Here is a 22,312-nt window from a genome sequence, read left to right on the forward strand (position 1 = left end):
TAAAAACCGTTGATTTTGGGAAGTACCGTCTAAACTACTCTTTTACCTCAAATTTCACAGATTTTGATCCATAGCCAAGGTTGAATCTTCAAAGGATTTTTCGTCAAGAACAAGTTGAATTTTTTCGGCCATCTCTTTTAAGATTTCAGGTTTTTTGAAAATATTGTCGTGGTGGCCTGATACATGTACATTATGAACTTTGTTGACCAAAGGAGCCCAACCATAATATTTGGTGTCTTCCACATAAAAAGACATGTTTTTCACCTTAAATAGATGGAGGTCTCCTTTATAAGGGTTCAGTTTATATTGTTTAAGAATTTTGACATTATTCTTGGCCACAACTTTAATGATACTTCCATGGTCCTTTTGGGTTTCAGGTTTGGCCTTTAGATTTAGTTTGATCAAAAGCAGGTCTTTTTTTCTACCAAAAGACCTGCTTTTTTGTTCATAAAAACCCCAAGGTTCTTTGAAAGCAAAAGCCAGATTCACCAATCTTTTTCCTACTTCAAGTTTTATTTTTTTCAAAACAGTCAATTTTTCTGGATCTTCATAAGCAGAGGTGTCAAAGAGAATCAGCTTGGAAACTTCTCTTCCCATTGCTTTCAGGTGACGTGCCATTTCAAAAGCCACATACCCTCCAAAGGAATAACCGGCAATGCAATAAGGGCCGGAAGGATATTGTCTGATCATTAGCGAAATATAATAAGCTGCCATTTCCTCTACTGATTGGTTTGGCACTTCAACGCCATCTAATCCTTTTGGCTGAAAACCATAGATGGGTTGATCGTTCTCAATGAATTTTGCCAAAGTATAGTAAATTGAATTAGTTGAACCAACTCCATGGATGATAAATAATGGAGGTTTAGCACCATTGGGTTTAATGGGAACCAAGTAATTTTCACTAGTATCATGGATGCTTTCGTATTCAATATATTCAGCCAGATCCACAATTCTTGGATATTTGAAAATGACGTTAAGGGGAATTTTTTGGTCCAATTCTTTTTCAAGGAGCGAAAGAACTTTTACAGCAAGCAAAGAATGACCACCGAATTCAAAGAAGTCTGCATTGATGTCTATTTTTTCTTTTTTAAGGGATTCACACCAAATTTTGGATATTAGTTTTTCTATTTCGGTACTAGGTCCTATTTGCGATATTTTAAGTTCCTTAGGTTTTGGCAGCTTTTTTCTGTCAATTTTATTGTTGGAAGTTAATGGTAGGCTTTCCAGGATCATAATATTGCTCGGCACCATATATTCCGGTAAAATTGAACGCAGCTCTTTTTTCAAAAGAGAGGGTTTTTGGGTATTGAATTCCGACTCGGAAGATTTTTTCAAAACCACATAGCCAACAAGCATTTTTTGACCGGGAATATCTTCCCGTAGAATCACAGCAGATTCTTTGACACCATTTAGCTTATTGATTATTGACTCAACTTCTCCCAACTCTATCCTATACCCTCTGATCTTGACCTGATCATCTATCCTTCCCAGATATTCAATGCTACCATCAGGAAGCCAACGGGCCAGGTCCCCGGTTCTGTACATTTTTTCTTTTTCGGTTTTGTCAAATGGATTTTTGACAAACTTCTCCGAAGTTAGTTCAGGATTGTTCAGGTAACCTCTGGCTACCCCTTGACCCGAAATGCATAATTCCCCGGGCACATTTATAGGATTGAGTTGATTCTCTTTATTGAGAATAAATATTCTGGTATGATCAATCGGTTTTCCAATAGTCACCTTTTCTTGAGGTGAATGAATTTCAGCCACAGAAGCCCAAACAGTGCCTTCGGTAGGGCCATATTCATTATATAACCTAACGTTTTTGGTTTTGTCAAAATGCAGCTTAACAAGCGATTGATCCAAATTTTCCCCGGCAAGGATTACATTCAGCAAATGTGAATCCGAAAGCAAATCTTCTTCCTGCAAGAACCTGTAGTAGGATGGTACACAAAGGATAGTTTCAGTATCTTTCAGCAATTCCTGGATATGATGAGGACTTTTGATCAATTCACTTTTGCACAAAATCAATTGTTCACCTGAGGTCAAGGCTCCAAAAATCACAGCAATTGATGAATCAAATGCAAATGAAGGTATCATTAAAACCGAACCGGTGTTATCATAATAGGAATTTCTTGCTAGGGTTGAGGCCAACAAACCCTTATGCTCGATCAGTACTCCTTTTGGTGTGCCTGTAGAACCCGAGGTATAAATAACATAAGCAAGGTCATTTGGACTGATTTCTGTTTTCTCAAAATCAAATGAATTGTTCTCAAATTCAACTTTAGCAGTATCGAGACAAATGGTATCTATGGAATCCGGAAATTTTGCACTCAGATCTGAAGTTGTCAAAAGAATTTTTGCACCAGAATCAGCCAAGGTAAAATTGACCCTGTTCTCAGGATATGTAGGGTCTATTGGAACGTATGCCCCTCCTGCTTTTAAAATACCCAAAATCCCAATAATCATTTCAAAAGATCTATCCAGGCAAATTGGAATCAGGGCTTCATTTTTAATGCCTTTAGCTATTAAAAAATTGGCAAGCTGATCTGATTTTTTATCTAGATCCGAGTAACTTAACTTTTTATCCTCAAAAAAAACTGCAGTAGCATCCGGTTTTTTCTTAACCTGAATTTTAAAAAGGTCAAGAATGGTAGTGTTTTCCGGAATAGGTTTCTGGATCCTGTTAAAGGATTCCAAAATTTTATTTACTTCTTCAATTTGAATGATTTCCAGTTTCCCGATTTTTTCAGTGGGATTGTTACAAATTGCATGTAAAAACTGCCTGTAATGAGAGACAAAGTTGGTGATGGTTTCTTTTTTGAAAAGATCTGTACAATATTCCAGCACTCCTTCAATTCCCTCATTTGTCTCCGTTAGCTCGAAAGTCATGTCAAACTTAGAAGTAAAGTTCTCAAATGGTTTTTCGGACACTTCTGCTCCTTCAATTTCGAATTTGGCATCCGGAACGTTCTGTAAAACAAAAAGAACTTGGAAAATGGGGTTTCTACTCAAGTCTCTTTCCTGGCCTAAATTCCCGACTATAGTTTCAAATGGTACTTGCTGAATATCAAATGCTTCCAGCGTAGTTGTTTTAACACGATCTAAAAATTCATCAAATCTCAAAGAATTTTGGATTTGTGTTCTTAGGGCCAGTGTATTTACAAAAAAACCAATCAAATCTTCTGTTTCTTTGTTTTCCCTTCCGGCAATTGGTGTTCCGACACAAATATCCTCCTGACCACTATATCTGTAAAGCAGGATTTTATAGGCCGCTAGCAGTGTCATGAAAAGTGTAGCTTTCTGACCTTTTCCTAATTCCTTTAATTGGTTGACTACAGTAGAGTCAAGTTTGAATCTATGAATTTCTCCTTTAGTGCTAAGGATGGAAGGTCTGGTGTAGTCTGTTGGAAGTTGAAGTGGTGTCGTATCCTGAAGTCTTTTTTTCCATAGGTCTATTTTGGATTGGAAAGAATCCTGGGCGATAAGATTTCTTTGCCATAATGCATAATCTGCGTATTGATGGTGGAGTTCGGGTAAATCAGGGGAGTTTTCATTTGAAAAAGCCCTATAGAGTTCTTTAAGCTCCTTTTTTAGTAGAGAAGCAGACCATCCATCAGAGGCAATATGATGCATGGTAATTACCAAACAATATTTATCTGTTCCCAACGCGATTAGACATACCCTGATCATGTGATCATTATTCAGGTCAAAGGGCAATCTGACCAACTTGGTTATTTCATTATCAATTTCCTTGTTGCTTACCTCTTTTTTATCAAGTTGGAATTGATTCTTTTCAAGTATTTTTTGAAATTCAATACCATCCTTTTCTGAGATAACTGTGCGTAAGATTTCATGCCTGTTGACAATTTCTTTTAGAGCATGTTCCAATGCCCGGTTGTTCAGTTTTCCTTTTATATTGAAAATGACTGGGATATGGTACTGTATGCTCCCTTCTAATTGATGGATAAACCAAAGGCTCAGTTGATTATGCGAAAGGGGAAGAGTTTCCTGTCTTTCATTAAGAATTTTGAGACCAAATTCCTTTTCATCAATTTCTTTGGTAGAAAGGGTTTCCGTCAACTGTTTCACAGTGGGATTGGAAAATAGATCCCTGATAGAAAGTACCTGTCCTGTTGCCTGTCTCAAAGCTACTATAACTCTCATGGCCATAAGAGAGTGTCCTCCAAGTTCAAAAAAATCATCATTGAGCCCCACTTTCTCCACTCCTAATATTTTACACCAAACTTCCGTTACTATTTTTTGTAGTTCTGTTTTTGGCGCTTCATATTTTATGGATTCAGATGATTCCAATACAGGTTCAGGAAGGGCTTTTCTATTTATTTTCCCATTGAAAGTCAAAGGGAAAGCATCCAATTCCATCCAAGTGTGGGGGACCATATAGTCGGGAAGTTTCGCACTTAGGAAAGAAATGACCTCATCCTTGTCAAAAGGACTTTTGCAAATCACATAGCCAATCAGTCTATTAATCCCAAAGTTATCTTGCTTCACTGCGACAACTGCCTGTTTAATCCCCCTGTGCTGCTGAAGCACAGTTTCAATCTCCTCAAGTTCGATTCGGTGACCTCTGATTTTGACCTGATCATCTATCCTGCCCAAATATTCAATATTTCCATCCGGTAACCATTTGGCAAGGTCTCCGGTCCGATAAAATCTTGCCTCTTTATTTTCACTGAAAGGATCAGAAACAAACTTTTCGGAAGTAAGTTCAGGTCTGTTGAGGTATCCTCTTCCGACACCATCCCCACCTATACATAGCTCACCTGGAATCCCTATAGGATTTGGCTGATCTCCAGAACCAAAGATATAGATTGAAGTATTGGCAATTGGCTTACCAATATTCACTTTTTGAGTAGGGTCCATTTTTTTTAGGCTAGACCAAATAGTGGTTTCTGTGGGGCCATATAGATTCCAAAGCGTTCCTAAAGATGACAAAGCATTTTTTGTATCCTCCTTGAGCGCTTCCCCGCCCACAAGCATTTTTATCCCGGTTGGGTTTTTCCATCCACTTTCCAGAAGCAACTGCCACCCTGATGGTGTGGCCTGCATATGAGTGGGTGCTTTTTCTTCAATTTCCCGTGCAAGCCTATAGCCATCGAGAGTAGTTTCTTTATCAGCCAAGAAAACGCAAGCTCCTTGGAAAAGTGGAAGAAACAGTTCTAAATAAAAAATATCGAAACTGTAAGTCGTGACAGATAAAATACTGGAAGAAGGATTGAAATCTACATCCTTGGACATGCTGAAAAGAAAGTTGACCAGATTTCGGTGTTCAACCATCACACCTTTAGGCTTTCCTGTAGATCCGGAGGTATATATAATATCAAAGAGATTTTCAGGATTGGGTGAGGGAAGTGGCTTGTTGGAGGACATTGAGTTAATTTCCCCCCATTGTTGATCTAAAAACAGTTTTTTGTGATTTGCGACCTTATCGGAAGTACTTGAAATGCAGATGACAAAATCCGCCCCGGTATCTTCCAACATGTAATCAATCCTTTCAATAGGTAGCGAAGGGTCGATCGGAACCAATGCACCCCCTGCCTTCAGAATTCCCAGAATCCCAATGACCATCTCAATGGATCTGTCCATACAAAGTGGAACCGGATTTTCTGATTTTACACCTTTAAAGATCAGGTAGTTGGCAAATTGATTGGATCTTTGGTCAAGTTCTTTGTAATTAATGCTTTGACCTCCAGCAACTACCGCAAGCTTATTTGGTGAATGCTTCGCAGCTTCCTCGAATAGACTGACAACTGTTTCACTTTTCGGATAATCGGATTTTGTATTGTTGAATTTTCTTAAAACAAAGTCATCTTCTTCAAGGCTTATCATTTTCAATTTATCAACCCTTTTAGATGGATTATCAGAAATTGAATGCAATAAGGTTTTATAGTGGCCAATCATCCTTTCTATGGTCTCTTTCGCAAAGAGGTCTGTGCTGTATTCCACCATTCCATCAAGGCCGTTATCTGTTTCTGTTAATTCAAGAGCAAAGTCAAATCTTGAAAATGAATGATTGTAATTGAGTGAGGACCATTTGGTATTTTCTGATTGAAAGCTTGTATCAGATGCGCTATGGAGTGCAAATAATACCTGAAAAACAGGGTTTCTGCTCAGATCTCTTTTGATTTCAAGTGATTCAACAATCAGTTCAAATGGAATTTGACTATGGTCAAAAGCATCGATCGTATTCGATCTTACTAGGTCTAAAAGCTTGTGGAAGGATATATTCCCGGTAAACTGATTCCTGATAGGAATGCTGTTTACAAAAAAACCAATCATATCTTCAAATTCCTGCAATTCTCTTCCTACCACAGGTGTGCCAACACAAATATCCTCTTGTTGGGAGTATCTGTGTAGCAAGACATTGAATGTAGTTAGAAGAGTCATGAAAAGTGTGGCATTTTGGCTCAGACCAATGGCGTATACTTTATCAATCAGTTCCTGTTCAATTGAAAACCGTAATAAATCTCCTTTGGAAGAAAGAACGGCAGGTCTTGAAAAATCAGTTGGAAGTTGTAACGGATCAGTGCCCTGAAGTCTTCTTTCCCAATACTTTAATTTTCTCTCTGATAAATCTTGGGAAATAAATTGTCTTTGCCACAAAGCATAATCAGTATATTGAAATGGGAGTTTGGCAAGGTTTGGTGTCAACCCTTTTGAGTGAGTACTATAAAACTCCCATAATTCCTTTTTGAAGGTTAGCGCAGATGATCCATCAAATGCAATATGATGAAATACAATAATTAAGACATGATCTTTATTACTCAAATTATTCAGGCATGCCCGGATCATGAGATCCTTATTCAGGTCAAAAGGAATCTTGATGTAATTATCGATCTTTTTTTCAAGCTCAAAGTCTGTGATTTCTTTGAATTGAAGATCAAAAAGATTCTTATCTAATATTTTTTGGGATTCAATTCCATCTTTTTCCGAGATGACAGTTCGCAGGATTTCATGTCTGTTTACGATTTCAACCAAGGCATTTTTTAAAGCCTTTTTGTTTAAACTCCCGTCAATTCTGAAAACAAGCGGAATATGATATTGTGTACTCCCTTCCAACTGATGGATAAACCAAAGGCTCTGCTGATTGTAGGAAAGAGGGATGGTTTCCGGTCTTTCAGAATTACCGAGTAGCATGAGGTCATTTTCTTCACTACTTTTGGAGGATAAGATTTCAGCCAACTGCCGGATGGTAGGGAAATTGAATATCTCCTGGATCGAAAGTTCGATCCCCATCTCACTTCTGATGGTGGCAATAACTTTCATCGCCAGTAAAGAGTGTCCTCCCAAAACAAAGAAATTATCCTGAACACCAATCCTCTCCAATCCGAGAGTTTTTTGCCAGATCTTTGCGATTTGATTTTCAAGTTCGGTTTTGGGAGCCTCGTAAGTTTCACTGGGAACATGTTCAATTTCAATTGCCGCTAGAGCTTTCTTATCGACTTTCCCACTGAATGCCAGTGGTAGATTTTCAAGTTCCATCCAAAGGGATGGAATCATATATTCCGGAAGTTTGGATTGAAGGAAAGTGATGACAGCATTCCGATCAAAATGCCCATTGCAAACTACATAGCCTATCAGTCTTTTATCTCCAAAGGCACTTTCTTTGGCTAGTACAACTGCTTGTTTTATCGATGGATGTAGTTGTAAAATTGATTCGATCTCGCCCAGTTCAATCCTATAACCCCTGATTTTGACCTGATCGTCCAACCTTCCCAAATATTCTATATTTCCGTCGGGCAACCATCTGGCCAAATCTCCTGTATGATACATCACTGCATCTTTTTCATCTGAAAAAGGGTCAGGGACAAATTTTTGTACTGTCAGTTCAGGACGATTGAGATAACCTCTTCCTACACCCTTTCCACTGATGCATAATTCTCCAGGGATTCCCAATGGGTTCAGACTACCCCCTGGCCCGAGGATATAGACTTGGGTATTGTCTATGGGTTTTCCAATGGTGACCTTTTCATGAACTTCCAGCTTTTTGAAAGCAGATGTAATGGTGGTTTCGGTTGGACCATAAAGATTCCATAGTTTACCGGTTCGGGCAAGCATGTTTTTGGCCTCTTCCCCAATCGCTTCACCACCCGTTGTCATGATTATTCCTTCCGGATTATTCCAACCAGCATTGAGCAGCAATTGCCAACCAGAAGCAGTTGCCTGCATATGAGTCGGTTTATGTTTTGTAAGCTCTTTGGCTAGTTTGAATCCGTCCATGGAGACTTCTTTGCTGACCAAAATTACTTTGGCGCCAACTGCCAGTGGTACAAATAATTCAAGGCAAAAGGCGTCAAAAATATATGTGGTGACAGATAATTGTATTGATGAGGAATCATACTCCACAATTTTGGATAAACTGTTTACGAAGTTGATAAGGTTCCGGTGCTCCACCATGGCACCTTTGGGTTTACCTGTCGATCCCGAGGTATAGATGATGTAGACCAGATTTTCAGGCGAGGGAGAAGGGAAGACTTTCTCCGTAGGCATTTTACTGATGACCTCAAGACCTCGGTCCAATATCAAACGATTAGTATTGTCTCCGAAGTTTTTTGAAGTTTCATTGGAGCATATTACGATGTTTGCTCCTGTGTCTTCGACCATATAATCGATTCTGTCAGCAGGAAAAAAAGGGTCAATAGGAACATATGCACCTCCCGCTTTGAAAATTCCAAAAATTGCAATGACCATTTCCAGGGAGCGGTCCAAACAGATAGGCACCGGATCTTCAGAATTGAGGCCGATACTTTTCAGGTAATGTGCCAGTTGATTCGACTTTTTGTCAAGTTGGCTGTAGGTAAGTTGAATACCTTCAAATTCAAGCGCAATCGCATCAGGGGTTTGATTGACTTGATTTTCAAAAAGATCAAGGATAGTAAAACTTTCATCGATTGGTGTAGCGGTATCATTGAGCTTTTCTAGGATGAATGATTTTTCTTTCTGACTCAAAATGTTCAATTCGTCAACTTTTGAATTGGGAGAAAGCCGGATGGAATCCAAGAGTTGTAAAAAATGTTCAATCATCCGATTGATAAACGCTTCACCATACATATCACTTCGATAGGAAATTGATCCATTGAGGTATTGATCGGATTCCTCAAATTCAAAAACCAGAATAGCATTAAGGTCTTTTAAATCAGTACTATCTTGATTAGATATCTGATTGTTTACTTCTATATCTTGTTCCTTCTTAAAAACACACAAGACATTGAAAAATAAGTCATTGATTTGGCCATTTTTCGAAACATTTATCAACTCCTCAACAGTAATATTACTGTTTTCTAATGCCTCAAAAATAGTGTTTCTTGTGTTTTGAATGATGCTGTCAAATGAAATATTGCTATCAAGTTGTGATCTAATCGGCAAGGGGCTTAAATCTATTTTGAGCCCATTATTCTCAGATAATTCTTTTAAATTCAAATCTTCTAAAGATAAGCCTATACAAAAATCATTTTGGTTACTATAGCGGTAAAGAAGTACTTGGAGACTTCCAATAAGGGTAAAAAGTATTGTTGACTCATCAAATGAATTCTTAAGATGTTCAATTGAAATTGAATCTTTTGGTAAATGGACTTTCAGGAAATTACCATTTCCATCCAATGGTCCGAAAGGATCTTTGGGTAATTGCAAGGTTTCAATTCCTTGAAGTTTTGATTTCCAATATTTTATACTTTTTCCACTATCTTTTTTGGATAAAAGGTCATTTGGGCTTTTCAGAGTTGACATAATTAATAGCTTGAAAAAAGGCACATAAGTATTAATCGTTGTGGTTTAGTATTGTTTTAATTTTATGGTTTTTTAGTATTTAGAGGAAATTTAAAGGCGAGTGAATGCCTCACGTGAAAGATAATAATTCTATAATTCAAAAGAAAAGAAAACAATTTTCTTTCCTTATTGTATCTTCACACATCAAAAACTCAAAAAAATAAACATGATGAAAAATCTTAAATTTTATTCCATTGCCGTAATGGTTCTTTTCTTTGCGGCTACCGAATTGACCTTTGCACAAATGCAGGCGCCAGCAGCAAGTCCTGCGGCCTTTGTTTCCCAAAATGTTGGCTTCACTAAAATCAGTATTGATTATTCTTCACCGGCATTGAAGGGGAGACAAATATTCGGTGGAATTGAGAAGTATGGTGTCACTTGGAGAGCAGGTGCCAATGCGGCTACTACGATCGAATTCAGTACAGGGGTAAATATTGGCGGGAAAAACATCCGTCCCGGAAAGTACACGATGTTCATCACTCCCCAAGCTTCAGGTGATTGGACGGTACATTTGAACGGAAAAGGAAATTCTGTTTTTAATTACATGAAGGATGGCAAAATTGACGAGGAAGCATTGGCAAAAGATGATGTGGTAGCGATCAATGTAACGCCAAGAATGGCAGCGGATTCCCATGAAAGACTTTCTTATCATGTATCTGCTGAGGATAATAAAGTGGCCAAAGTGACCATGGCTTGGGACAAAGTCAGGTTATCATTTATGGTGGATACCCAAGTGGATCAAAAAATGGAAGGCTTCAAAGGAGCATTCTAAAATCCATATTTGACATTAAAGGAAACTCCCACAGATCAATTAGCAATCTGTGGGAGTTTTTTTATTGGGCCATAAATCACGCATAGATCAATTTCCCTTTAGGTTCTGGAATCGGGAGACCTTCCTCAGTTTCAGTCTCAGTTGGCAGTATGCAGTTTTCAGAAAAGCAGGTTTTTATGCAGAAATATGGAGTAAAGAGAACGATGTATTTATTGCAGAAGTACCACTGAATACTGCGACTGCAAACTGCAAACAGCGACTGCCCACTGAACACTGCGACTGCCTACCGAACCACTCACCCTTTCCAGTCAACTCCCGTGTCTTTCCATTTTTTCTCATTGGCTGAATCCAAAACCGCCTGACATACTTTCTGTGTTTCCAATGCGTCCTGAAATGTAGGATGACAAGGCTTTCCGGTTTCGAGTGCATGAAAGAAATCAGCGGCATGATGGATAAAGGAATGTTCATATCCAATGGAAGTTCCTGGAATCCACCACCTTTTCATATAAGGTTGCTCGCCTTCTGTGATATGGATTTTTCTCCATCCGCGGACATGAGCTTCATCCTTATGGTCAAAATATTCCAGCCAGTTCATGTCATGCAAATCCCAACGAATAGAGGCATGTTCTCCGTTAATTTCAAAAGTGTACAATGCTTTGTGGCCTCTTGCATAGCGTGTAGCTTCGAACAGACCCAATGAACCGTTATCAAAATGGCAATGGAATAAACAGGCATCGTCAATTCCTACTTTTTGGACATTTCCACTTTCCTGATGGACCCGCTCTTTGACGAAAGTTTCAGTCATGGCTGACACATCGGAGATGCCGCCATTGAGCCACATGGCTGTATCTATACAATGTGCCAAGAGGTCTCCCGTCACGCCTGAACCTGCTGCATCCACATCCAATCTCCAGAGTCCATCTCCTCCTTGTGGGAGTTCGGGATTGATCGTCCAGTCCTGTAGGAAGTTGGCGCGGTAATGAAATATTTTCCCAAGCTTTCCGGAAGCCACAATCTCTTTGGCCAAAGTCACGGCAGGAACTTTCCTGTAATTGTACCAAACTGTATTTTTAACTCCTGCTTTTTCTACAGCTTTGACCATTGCTTCTCCTTCTTCCACGGTTTTGGAAAGTGGTTTTTCACAAAGGATCATTTTTCCTGCGGCTGCAGCTGCAATGGCTATTTCTGCATGGGAAGAATTGGGGGTGCAAATGTCCACTGCATCGATATCTTCCCGCGCAATTAATTTCTTCCAATCAGTTTCATAGTAGGCAAAACCCCATTGAGCTGCAAATGCTTTTACCTTATCTTCCCTTCTGGCACATACTGCCTGAAGGACTGGTTGATATTCATATTCAGGAAAGAAATCGGGTATTCTTTTGTAGGCATTGGTATGGATTCGGCCCATTAGACCTGTCCCTATCAGGCCTATTCGGATTTGTTTTTTGTTACTCATTTTTTAAGATTTTAGACTTAAGACTTAAGATATAAGATTTGAGACACGAGAGTAAAGGATTTAGTGGTTTCAAAAGTCCTGGTTCCCCGATATTCATCGGGACAGACTTTGATTCTTGTCTCCCTTACTTCCAACTTCCAGCTTCCTACTTAACCCTTCCATCCATGCGCTTCCCTGACTTTGATCATGGCGGCGAGGATATCATTCCAGGTATTCTCTTTGCCCATGACAGCATTGGGGAACATACAGCCATCCCAACAAATATGGTTGAAGGCTTTGGTAAGTTGACCGTCCGCATTTCTTAACCAATGCCCGGCATCATGGGTAATATCCAATTTTCCATTTGGATCAGTGGCCAAGCAGTGTCTTCCTGTTTTGTCATGAGACCCGGAACCAAAAACTGTCCCGTCATTTTGGGCTACATGGAAATCAATGGTCCAAGGGCGTAAAGCTTTGGTGAGTTTTTTGAAAGCTTCATCCAAAGTTTCCCGATCGTTCCAGTCAAAATCCTTGGGAAGGATTCTGTCATCAGGGCTATTGTATCCCAACATGTACAAAAAGGTATGCGACATATCTGCCTGAAAACCGATATTGGGACGGTTTGTCTGGTCAAGGGTGTCTATCATAGCTCTCCAGCTATGCATTCCACCCCAACAAATCTCTCCTTCTGCAGCCAATTTCTCTCCAAAATCAGCGGCTACATCGCAGGCCTCTCTAAAAGTTTGGGCTATCAGTTTGGTGTTGTTAATCGGGTCTTTGGCCCAGTTTTCCACGCTGCTGGCAGAGTCAATCCGAACCACACCATAAGGCCTTACCCCAAGTTCTTTCAGTTTCTGACCGAAAACACATGATTTTCTAACCATTTCTACGAAAAGTGTTCGGTCTTCTTTACTGCCCATTGCGGGTCCTCCCCAAATCGGAGCGACAAGGCTACCGATATTGAGATTGAGGTTTTGAACTTTTTCAGCCAATTTCTTGATGCCATCATCTGACATATCCAAGTCGATATGCGGATCGAAAAGACCTATATCGATACCGTCAAATTTTACACCGCCAACTTCTGCGGCGGCAGTATGCTTTAGCATTTCATCAAAAGAAATGACAGGCTCAGAATCAGGCCCTTTTCCCACAATACCCGGCCAAGTGGCATTGTGAAGTTTGGGAAAGTTATTTTGGGACATGGTTATTTTTGTTTATTGGTTATTGATTATTCGTTTTTGAATTACCGAATTGTTAGAGACAAATGTTCTTTATTTGGACACTGAGACACTGCCCACTGATCACTGAATACTGGATCACACTTTCAAATCAGGGTTCCTAGGTCCGAAATGCTTCAGCATCACAATAGGGTCAGTTTTAGAGTGGTTGGTAATTTTCACTCCTGCCGATGCAGCTTTTTCAGAGACGAAATATTCGTCGTGGGTCAATTGACCGTATCTTATCAAAGCAGGAGTCTCAATATCCCAAACACCCATTTTTCCATGACCTTGCATCATGATCAGCCCATAAGCGGCATTATCATTAATGGTTACAGTCTGACCGGGAAATACTGTCAGTTCCTTAGCGCTGTAATCATGGGATAAATAGCAGATCCAGTTTTCAATATAGCCATTGGATTTCATATTTTCCAGTTCAGAGACTGGTTTTGGTAACATAAAGCGGGTTTCCAGAATATTTGGATTGGTATTCAGTTCCCAATCGATCACCTCCACTAATAGGTCAAAATCGCCAATTCTGTCTTTGGGAGTTCCGTTCCAAAGTAATTCTTCCGGTATGATCGCTTCATTGACCAAGGATTGGTACATGGCAAATATGTCCGAAGCCTTTTGCGGCTCATAGGTGCACAAACTGCCCGGGGCATGCAACATTCCCGGAGGTACATCCCAACCTGTTCCCGGCTCCAATTTGAACGCTTGGGAATAGTTGGTGATCTTATTGTCACCCTTATTGAAATTTATCAGGCATTCTTTAATCTGCTCTTTGGTGGTGCCCGGTGCGATGCCAAAAAAGGTATAAGGAAAATCCCCTCCATGGTTATTGAGTTGTGGTGGGAAATAATAGGCTTCGGGTTTCCCCTTCTGACCTGTCATGGCGGCATATTCATCATTATGATGGATGTGGTGGGGGAGTGGTCCCATATTGTCAAAAAATTTGGAGTACATGGGCCAGCTTTTATACTTTTCCCAAATACGGGGACCGATGATTTCACTGCCAAGTTCCTCTATGGCATCTTTGAGCAAAAACTGCTTTTCTTCCTTACCATCCTGAAAAACCACAGGACTCAAACCTTCATTTTTTCCGGTCAAGGGGCCATTTTGGGCCGGGGTAGTGGAAGAAAGCCACCTTTCATCTATACCGCCTCTTGCTCCACCAAGAACATAATAGTCATCGGGATGCAATTTGATTCTACGTCCAGGTACACAAAAAGACCTGGGTACCCAAGTAGGTGCCAATCTGAGAATTCCTTCACCTTGTTCTAATGCTTTTTTTGCCAAACTCATGTGCTTGTTTTTTTATTGGGTTAATTGTTATTAGTCATTTATTTTCAATAGATTTTTTAATTCATCGGGTTGATTTACGACACTGATTTCAAGGTCATAAACTTTTCTCTCACCTGGAGCCAATTGAATCAAAGAGCCTTCTTTTCGGGCTTTGTTCTGTCCAATTGGTGGATTGGTGGCAGGTTCCAGTGCAGTAACATATTCTCCTTTCCCCCAATGTTGCCAATTGATCAGCCATGGGAGTTGATGGCTATTGAACTTAATGGATAGGCCTATTCCTAGATTTTGATTGACAAATCCACAGGTACAATTTCCATCCTGATCTGATTGAGGGGTGATAAATGCAACATCCTCACCAAATCCGGCATGTTTATCCATTGGTGCGGGACACTTTTTGAAATTATTGTTGGTATTGAATATCCTGTTTTGCAGGTTATTGTCCATAGAATGCCAACTGCCTTGCCAAATGATATCTGTGCCTTCATCAATCAGAGGATACCCACAGTTGATATGATACAATAGCATATGTGGTGCTAATGTGTTTCCTTTATTGGTAACCTCATCCCGAATGCTAATCGAAGATTGCCCGAGTACTCCAGAAATTGTCCTTCTCAATTCAAGGCTTGGCCCAAAAGTAGTTGTCTCGCTGATGAGGCCGGTGATACTCATTTCCATGATGCCATTATTAGGATCAGGTTGTTGTATGGAAATAATCTCTGCGGGAATATTGCTGAAATTCCCATGTAGTCCTCTTGAACCGAACTCATCGGATTCCGGACCTCCTATATGTGATAAACCGCATGTCGTCAGCAATCCCCCTGCAAAAGTTCTTAACCAATCAATTCCTTTATTGGAAAAGGGTTGAGGTGCCACTACCCCTGCATGGCTGATCCAAGCCAAACTGCCGGCATTGAAAAAAGCATCAGCGATATCCATACCTCTGTCCAAAACAACCTTATACCTCAATCCTGTCCCTGTACTGATCCACGCAATCCTGACACCTTTTCCCGGACCATTGTCCAGAATGGAAGTTTCTATTCCGCCAAGTTGTTGAGCGTTCGAAATCTTGTCCTTCCACAAGGGTTTTTTCATGAGTGCAAATTCTATGAGTAAACAAAAATTAAGTTATCATCAATAAATTGATCCTCTGTCCTGTTCTATCTTGCTTTTTCAGTTTATTGGTAAAACAATTTAAATGAACTGGACTTGGAGATAATACAGCACTTTAAATATCAGGTAAAATACATAATTTATGGATCAAATATCTTTCAGTTAAATCTGATTTTTGCCAATGCAAGAAATGTGGTTTAAATGGAAAGTTGAATCAGAGCAAAGATGGATAAAAAGTGGAAACAGATGTCAGCAAGTTCAAAATTGCCCACCCATAAAATAACTTTTCAAGTTATCACTTAATGGCAAGCCATTCTTTTCTATTTGTATAATTTGAATCACAATAACCCTAAACCTATGAAATAATGAAATCAAGCAAATTACTTTCGATTTTAACGCTATTGATAACCTTTTTTTTGGTGTTCGATCTTTATGCCCAAAGTTCCAAACGGGACATTTATGAACTAAGGACTTACCATATTGAAAATAAAGATCAGGAAAACCAAGTTGACAACTACCTGAGGAATGCACTACTTCCCGCATTACATAGAAATGGCGTAGGTAAAGTTGGCGTTTTCAAACCTATCTCGTCACAGCCTGACGCAGGTAAAAAAATATATGTTTTCATTCCCTACAAATCCATGAAGCAATATTTGGCATTACCCTCAAAACTTGAAAAGGATAATACCTATTTGGAGGCGGGAAATCCATACATCTATGCTTCCCATAAAAATCCCCCTTATAAAAGAATTGAAACAGCATTACTTCAAGCTTTCAGTGGGATGCCGAGATTTAAAGAATCCAGTGTAACAGGCCCCAAAAAAGATCAGGTGTATGAATTGCGCAGTTATGAAGCTGCGACAGAAAGACTTTATAGGCAAAAGGTGAAAATGTTCAACGAAGGTGAAACTGACATTTTCTTCAAACTGGATTTCAATCCCGTGTTTTTTGCGGAGACTTTGGCTGGTGCACAAATGCCAAATCTAATGTATATGACTTCTTTCCCCAATATGGAATCAAGGGATGCCCATTGGAAAGCATTCGGGTCTGACCCTGATTGGGACAGAATGAAAGTAATGGAAGAATACCAGAATACCGTATCAAGGAATGATACTAGGTTGCTTTATCCAACAGACTATTCCGATTTATAAAAATCCTGGAAATTAAGGAATCTGGCCTAAATCCATCTTGTCAATTTAATTCCTAAGGATCGAAACCTGACAGGTATTTACAGCAAAAGTTGTGTTTTAAATGCTTTCCTGTAAATAAACCTGTCAGGTCTACCTTCTTTTATAAATTTCACAAGTAGACTTAATTTTCCTTCAGGTAAATATCTCTGAATTCCACCTTCATCGGAGGTCCCACGTGAACCTGAACACCCAAAAGACCCTTTGAACTTCGATTGATTGGGTCATTGTCCACTACTTCACTCATCAATACTCCATTTACAAAATGTTGCAGTACATTCTCTTTGATGATGAGGTGCATGCTGTTCCAGTCCTCTGCATGGATCAAGGTCTTCAAAGAATCCCGATCACCGAGATTTTCTACAAGTTCCAAGCCTTTCCAGGCATTTTTTTCTACATAATCCCTCAACACTCCCGGAGGGTCTTGTGGTTGGATGTTTGTCTTTTGGCCACGGTAGGCCAACGTGGTTCGCTTCCTTTCCTCATAATTTTGACCGGTATAGGTATTTTTCCCATCTATATCCGCCTGATAGCCTCTAAGGGCAAAGGGCAATTCCTCCAATTTTTCACTTCTGTAGTTGATACCGGAATTTCCGTTTTCACTGATTTTGAATTCAAGTTTCAGTTCAAAGTCAGCAGGTTCACCACCTTTCCAGATCAAAAAGGTATTGTTTTTCAACACTGTTTCAGGGCTAATTTCTCCGGTGAGGATGCCGTTTTCCACCCGCCAATAAACAGAATCGCCTTCCCAGCCATCAAGACTTTGGCCATCAAATATTGAAATGAACCCTTCATTTTCATCAACTTCAATGATTTCAATGTTTCCTTCTTTAGATGAGTTTGTAGAACAACCTAAGGAAGCAATTAGGATAATTGATGATATGATTAGATTTAGCTGTATGATCTTCATGTCTTTTTTTAAACCGTGAAATGTAAACAATAATTGAATTTCAGATACAAACCTTCCTTCTCGCTTGTCAACGGGACAGGCAATGCCTTGTGTCTACCAAATACGTAATCGGAGCGGCCGTAATGCAGCTGAAGGCATAAATTTTATGCTTAGCTCACCAATCAATTGCCTCCTGCTTTAGCTGGAGGAAAAAAGAAGAATAATCTCCCTCGGCTTTAGCCAAACATATTACCCGATACTTTATCCTACATTTCTTTTTTGGCTAAAGCCTATTGGTATTTTGCATTTATTTATGAATGGGCTGATTCCTATTGATGCCCACTACCCTTAAATACCATTCCCTTTCTGTAAACACCAATTTTTATCACCCCCAATCACAAATCATTGATAAACCTCATGACTTGGATTACCTCCTGAGATCAAATAAGCCATCAAATCTTTCAATTCTACCTCGTTCAGCCTATTGATCAAACCGGGCATCATGACAGATATATCGGATAATTTCTTGCTTGTCACATCCTTCTTCGGGATTTCCCTGATGGTCTGCGGATCAAATGGATTTTGGGAAATGTAATATTTTTCCTTGTCTTCATTGGTCAGTTTGCCCAAGACCGAACTGCCGTCAGCCAGATAGAATATAGTCGCTGCATATTGATCGCTGATGACTGCATTGGGGTGGATAGTGGATTCCAGGATATCTTTCGGAGAAAATCGGGTCCCCAATTGGGTCAAGTCGGGTCCGACAATTCCGCCCTCTCCCTGCATGGTATGACAGGATAGGCATAGCGTGGCTGCATACATGCCTTTGCCTTTTACCAAATCCCTTCCCTTCAAATCATCCATTAATGCCAATGCTTCATCCACCTTCCAGTTTTTACCTGGCCCTTGCGGTTGAATAGTTGAAACCATCAGATCATTCCCACTTCCTGTCAAGAGAGATGCACCTGAGAGTTCGTTATAATGATCAAATTTATCTGCACTTACATGAGACAAGGCCATTTTTCTAGCCCTGTCTATAAAGCCTACATAACTTCTACCGCCCTTATATTGGAATGCCCCATGTATCCATTTAAAATACTCTTCTCTGAATTCCGGTGTCCAACCGACTTTGGCATTTCCAAGGACTGTCGCATAATAGGATTGCTGGGCCGGTGGTACATTGGCCAACATGTCCGCGATATCCAGTCCATATTGTGGATTTCTCAAAATCAAATCCGAGGAGGAGGTGAAAGTCTTTTGGAAATCAGCATCATCTTTGGCTGTCTTCAATAAGGCAAGCGTTTTTTCCACCGCTTCGGGTGCATCCAGATGAACCAAAACCTTACTTAATAGCCTGTCTGTATTGTTTTCATTAGCAGGGAAATTTGGATTTAGGTAATTGACGAGTTCGGTTCTCAGATTATTGGAAGGCATTCCCTGTCTGAAAAGACTCAGTTCAATCGCTCTTACCAAATTCACTTTATCTGTTGTGTTCAATTGTTTGAAATCAATGGACATCATTGCCCCAAGAATCTTTGGCTGTAAATATTTATCTCCATGCCTGGACAAAGCAATCATTGACTGGGTCAGGATTTTTGCGTCTGATTCATTCAATGCTTTTTCCTGCCATTCACTGACGGGCTGATGTTCCAATGCAATTCTAGCAGCATATTGGACAAATCTATCTTCATGTTTCAGATAAGGCCATAGGAAATCCACAGCCCCTGCCTTTGGTCCACCAGTATGAAACTCTTCCAATTTTCTTCTGATCTGATTTTCTTCCGGTAGTTCTGTTTGAGTGTTTTTTTGGTCAACATCTCCATCGTAATAAATTCTATAGACATCAGATTGAAGTCTTCTTCCTCCTGTCATAAAATACATAGCACCATCAGGACCTATGGCCCCATCAGTAAGTGGGAGGGGAGAACCTGAAATAAATTCCTCTGCGGTGGCTGAATAAGTTGCTCCTGAAGGTTCCAAAAACACGGCATAAATAATCCCAAAACTCCAGTCAAAAGCAAAAAGTGCTTTTCTGTATTTTTCAGGAAAATTAGATCCTGTACCGAACATGACATTGGTGGGAGAACCTTGGCCTATATTCAAAGTCGCCGGTAAATTATCAGGATATACAGGTGACCATTTTTGATTTCCTGTTCTCCAGCCAAATTCACTGCCACTGGTGACATGACAAATTCTGGTTGGCCGGTACCAAGGCATACCAAAATCCCATTCCATATCAGAATCATAAGTGAATAGATCGCCGGCATCATTGAAAGCGATGTCATAGGCATTCCTGAATCCGGCACTGATCAATTCCCAGTTTTTCCCTTCAGGATCAATTTTGGCAATCCATCCTCCCGGAGACATCCTGTTGTTGGCATGACCTCTTGGGTCTTTTATGACAGGAAAAAGATTATCCTCATCCCAAACACGGGGCAGCCTGTATGCATCCATTTCTGGAACATCTATATGATTACCTACCACAATATAAATGGATTGTTTGTCAGGAGATAAAATCATGCTGTGAGGTCCATGTTCCCCCGGATCTCCTTTCAAAGATTTGATTAAAGTGATTTTATCATATTGGTCGTCTCCCGTAGTGTCCTGAATTCTGTATAATCCGGTTCCTTTGTCAAAAGCATCATTCGGGTTATGGTTCACCATCACATAAAGACTGTTGAAAGCGTACAATACCCCTTGCGCATAGCCCATCCCGATTTCACCTTCAGATCCTATCATGAGTTTTTCAACTTTAGGAGTAAGGTCTTCGAAACCTATTGCAGGTATTTCCAGTCTGTAAAGTGCCCCATACTGATCCGTAGCAATCATTCTGCCTTTGTCATCGAAGGTTATTCCCACCCAAGATCCCTGCTCGTTTTCACCGGGGCTATAGATATGTTCGGCTTTAAACCCGGAAATCAATTTTAATTTTTCCAATTTTGGATGAAGGGGTTCTTTTGTTTCCTCACTTTTTCCGCAAGAAAGGACCAAGCAAACCGAAAGTATCAAAATCAGAGGCTTGCCAATTGAAAGTTTTGTGAACATATATTCTGGATTTATCGGGTTAATTGATTGAAATGGTTTGAGAAATATTCTTAGACGAAAGGATTTTCAAGTTAAGTTAAATAGCATTGATTAGAAAACCATTCATAGGCTATATTGCCCAATTATGGGATTTTAGCTTTAAGTCAGCAAATCTAATTCTGCTTTGCCGTGTCCATCAGGAGTTGTATAAAACGGTCTTTTTTCGATTTCATAGTTCGTGTCGGGTGAGATGCCCAAGGCATGGTAAATCGTTTGGTGAATACTATCAATTTTAATGGGCTTTTCCACTGTTTTGCAGGGTCTTTCATCTGCTGTTCTGCCATAAACATGGCCTCTTTTTACCCCGCCACCAAACATTAAAATGGAACAGCCATCGGTAAAATGCCGGTGCATGCCATAATTTTTCATATCCTCGATAATGTCAGGAACCTCTACCTGATCCAGTACTTTGAGTTCAGGCCTTCCCTCTGTCAGCATGTCTCTGCTGAATTCACTGGCAACAATGACCAAGGTACGGTCTAATCTTCCGTTTTCATCCAGGTCCTGTATCAGGCGGGCTATCGGGGCATCGATCATTTTTTTCATGTCCTTCAATCGGGTATGGCCATTGTCATGGGTATCCCAGCCAAAGAAAGGTTCGTATTCGGTAGTCACGCTGATAAATCTTGCTCCTTGATCCACCAGCCTTTTGGCCAAAAGACAGCCAAGGCCAAATTTCCCGGTATTGTACATATCATAGCTTTCCTTGGGTTCCAAACTGAGGTCGAAGGCCGTGGCTTCCGGAGAATTCAGCAACATGTAGGCTTGTTCCATGGATCTTTTAAGGGACTCTTTTTGATAGTCGCTGCCAAATTCTCCCATGGCGCTTTCTTTGACCAGATTTTCATAGAGTTGGTTCCTTGCCTCAAACCTGCTGGTGGACATTCCCACAGGAGGTCTGACACTTTCCAGCCCCGTACTGGGGTCAGGAATTAAAAATGGTCCAAATTCACTTCCCAAAAATCCTGCACTATGGAAGGCTTTCAGTTCCTCACCTTCACCAACTGTAAACCTTTGGCCAATATTAATGAATGGAGGAATGACCGGATTAAGAGGTCCCAATTCCTTGGCTATCCAAGAACCGATATGTGGAACTACCACTGATTGTGGAGGTTCATAGCAGGTGTGCCAGTGATATTGGTGCCGGGTATGCAGGATATGCCCCAAGTCTGCGGCAACATAAGATCTGATCAAGGTGCCTTTGTCCATGATTTTCCCTATGGATTCCAATCCTTCAGAAAAATGAATGCCATCCAAAGCTGTAGGGAATGAAGGAAAAGTACTCAATACCTCTTTTGATTCCATCCCTTTTCTGAAAGGGGTAGATTTTTTGGGGTCAAAGGTTTCGGTATGGGCCATTCCACCGGCCATAAACAATAATATAACTGTATCTGTAGAAGCGGGGATGGATATTCTGGTATTGCAGGAAGAAAACAGACCTGCGATCGGTGATCCCAATCCCATCGTTGCAATGGTGGCTGCACTTGTTTTTTTAAGAAAATCCCTTCTGTTCAGGTTGTTTTTCATGGT

Annotated in this window: 10 protein-coding genes; 2 read left to right on the plus strand and 8 right to left on the minus strand. The window is 40.2% G+C overall.

The window, feature by feature from the left end:
• Window positions 1-54 precede the first annotated feature (54 nt).
• Window positions 55-9,744, minus strand: coding sequence for a non-ribosomal peptide synthetase (locus tag HMJ38_RS00360; RefSeq protein ID WP_194972390.1), 9,690 nt, complete (start codon window positions 9,742-9,744; stop codon window positions 55-57).
• A gap of 208 nt (window positions 9,745-9,952) precedes the next feature.
• Between HMJ38_RS00360 and HMJ38_RS00365 the strand changes: the two genes are divergently transcribed.
• Window positions 9,953-10,555, plus strand: coding sequence for a DUF2911 domain-containing protein (locus HMJ38_RS00365; RefSeq protein ID WP_194972696.1), 603 nt, complete (start codon window positions 9,953-9,955; stop codon window positions 10,553-10,555).
• 295 nt (window positions 10,556-10,850) lie between these two features.
• Here HMJ38_RS00365 and HMJ38_RS00370 read toward each other — a convergent pair whose 3' ends face one another.
• The 4 genes from HMJ38_RS00370 to HMJ38_RS00385 form a co-directional block, all read right to left on the minus strand.
• A complete protein-coding gene (locus HMJ38_RS00370) occupies window positions 10,851-12,011 on the minus strand; it encodes a Gfo/Idh/MocA family protein (protein ID WP_194972391.1) in 1,161 nt (386 codons plus the stop codon).
• Between the two features lie 149 nt (window positions 12,012-12,160).
• Window positions 12,161-13,192: a sugar phosphate isomerase/epimerase family protein gene (locus tag HMJ38_RS00375; RefSeq protein ID WP_194972392.1), complete on the minus strand. Its 1,032-nt coding sequence runs from the start codon at window positions 13,190-13,192 to the stop codon at window positions 12,161-12,163.
• 114 nt (window positions 13,193-13,306) lie between these two features.
• A complete protein-coding gene (locus tag HMJ38_RS00380; RefSeq protein WP_194972393.1) occupies window positions 13,307-14,512 on the minus strand; it encodes a cupin domain-containing protein in 1,206 nt (401 codons plus the stop codon).
• A gap of 30 nt (window positions 14,513-14,542) precedes the next feature.
• Window positions 14,543-15,604 (minus strand): aldose 1-epimerase family protein, encoded by a 1,062-nt coding sequence (locus HMJ38_RS00385; RefSeq protein ID WP_194972394.1) that lies wholly within the window; start codon window positions 15,602-15,604, stop codon window positions 14,543-14,545.
• A gap of 383 nt (window positions 15,605-15,987) precedes the next feature.
• Between HMJ38_RS00385 and HMJ38_RS00390 the strand changes: the two genes are divergently transcribed.
• Window positions 15,988-16,773, plus strand: coding sequence for an NIPSNAP family protein (locus tag HMJ38_RS00390; protein ID WP_194972395.1), 786 nt, complete (start codon window positions 15,988-15,990; stop codon window positions 16,771-16,773).
• A 160-nt stretch (window positions 16,774-16,933) separates the two neighbouring features.
• Here the strand turns inward: HMJ38_RS00390 and HMJ38_RS00395 are convergent, their stop codons facing one another.
• From HMJ38_RS00395 to HMJ38_RS00405, 3 genes are all read right to left on the minus strand, one after another.
• A complete protein-coding gene (locus HMJ38_RS00395; protein ID WP_194972396.1) occupies window positions 16,934-17,719 on the minus strand; it encodes a 3-keto-disaccharide hydrolase in 786 nt (261 codons plus the stop codon).
• A gap of 381 nt (window positions 17,720-18,100) precedes the next feature.
• Window positions 18,101-20,743, minus strand: a complete 2,643-nt coding sequence (locus HMJ38_RS00400; RefSeq protein WP_194972397.1) for a c-type cytochrome — start codon at window positions 20,741-20,743, stop codon at window positions 18,101-18,103.
• Between the two features lie 138 nt (window positions 20,744-20,881).
• Window positions 20,882-22,309: a DUF1501 domain-containing protein gene (locus tag HMJ38_RS00405; protein WP_194972398.1), complete on the minus strand. Its 1,428-nt coding sequence runs from the start codon at window positions 22,307-22,309 to the stop codon at window positions 20,882-20,884.
• Window positions 22,310-22,312 lie beyond the last annotated feature (3 nt).

Source organism: Aquiflexum lacus (genome assembly GCF_015476655.1).
GTDB lineage: Bacteria > Bacteroidota > Bacteroidia > Cytophagales > Cyclobacteriaceae > Aquiflexum > Aquiflexum lacus.